Origin of the sequence: Nocardia sp. NPDC047654 (assembly GCF_043205035.1) — a bacterium.
In the GTDB taxonomy this organism is placed as follows: Bacteria; Actinomycetota; Actinomycetes; order Mycobacteriales; family Mycobacteriaceae; genus Nocardia.
Genome location: NZ_JBIDDF010000048.1, coordinates 1 through 1,031, shown reverse-complemented (window position 1 = coordinate 1,031; position 1,031 = coordinate 1). Strand labels below are relative to the sequence as shown.

The window sequence follows — 1,031 nt, the reverse complement described above, 5'->3', positions numbered from 1 at the left end:
GCGGAGTTCTTGACCGGTTACATGGTGCCCGACGCGATCGTGGTGCTGGACGTGTTGCCGTTGACCCCGAACGGGAAACTCGACCGCCGCGCGCTGCCCGCCCCGCAGGTCAACAGCACCGTCGCTTTCCGGGCGCCGGGTTCGCCGGTGGAGCAGGCCGTGGCCGAGGTGTTCGCCGGGCTGCTGGGCGGCGGGGAAGTCGGGCTCGACGACGACTTCTTCGCCCTGGGTGGCAACTCGCTGCTGGCCACCCGGGTGGTCGCGCGGATCAACGAAGCCCTCGACGCGAACGTGGTGGTACGCGAACTGTTCGAAGCACCCACCGTGGCCGCGCTGGCCGCGCGGGTGGTGCCCGGCGCGGGCGGCGGCACCCGCCCCCGCCTGACCCGCACCGAACGCAGCCAACCGATCCCGCTGTCACTGGCCCAGCAACGGATGTGGGTACTCAACCAATTCGACCCCACCTCCCCCGCCTACAACATCCCCCTCGCCATCCGCCTGCACGGCGCCCTGGACGTGTCCGCGCTGCGCTACGCCCTCGCCGACGTCCTCGAACGCCACGAATCACTGCGCACCCGCTACCCCGCGGGCGGACCGGGCGGACTGCCGTTCCAACAGATCCTCACCGTCGACCAAGCCCTGCCCGCCGGACTGGAACTGGTCACCACCGACGACCCCCTCACCCCGATCACCGAGCTGATGCTCACCGGATTCGACGTCACCGAACACGTCCCCGTCCGCGCCCTGCTGGCCGAAACCAGCCCCGATGAACACCTCCTGGCGATGGTCGCCCACCACATCGCCGCCGACGGCGCCTCCATGGCACCCCTGGCCCGCGACCTGGTCACCGCCTACCTCGCCCGCATCGGCGGCAACTCCCCCCGCTGGGCGCCGCTGGAAGTGCAATACGCCGACTACGCCATCTGGCAACGCCACGTCATCGGCACCGACGACGACCCCACCTCCGTCGCCGCCCGCCAACTCGCCTACTGGCGCACCCAACTCGACGGACTGACCGGCGAAGCCGAACT

At 70.6% G+C, this 1,031-nt stretch carries 1 protein-coding gene; it reads left to right on the top strand.

The window, feature by feature from the left end; translation table 11 throughout:
* Window positions 1-9 precede the first annotated feature (9 nt).
* Window positions 10-1,031 (top strand): condensation domain-containing protein (locus tag ACGF7Y_RS36475; RefSeq protein ID WP_393242495.1); only part of this gene is annotated, 1,022 nt, incomplete at its 3' end.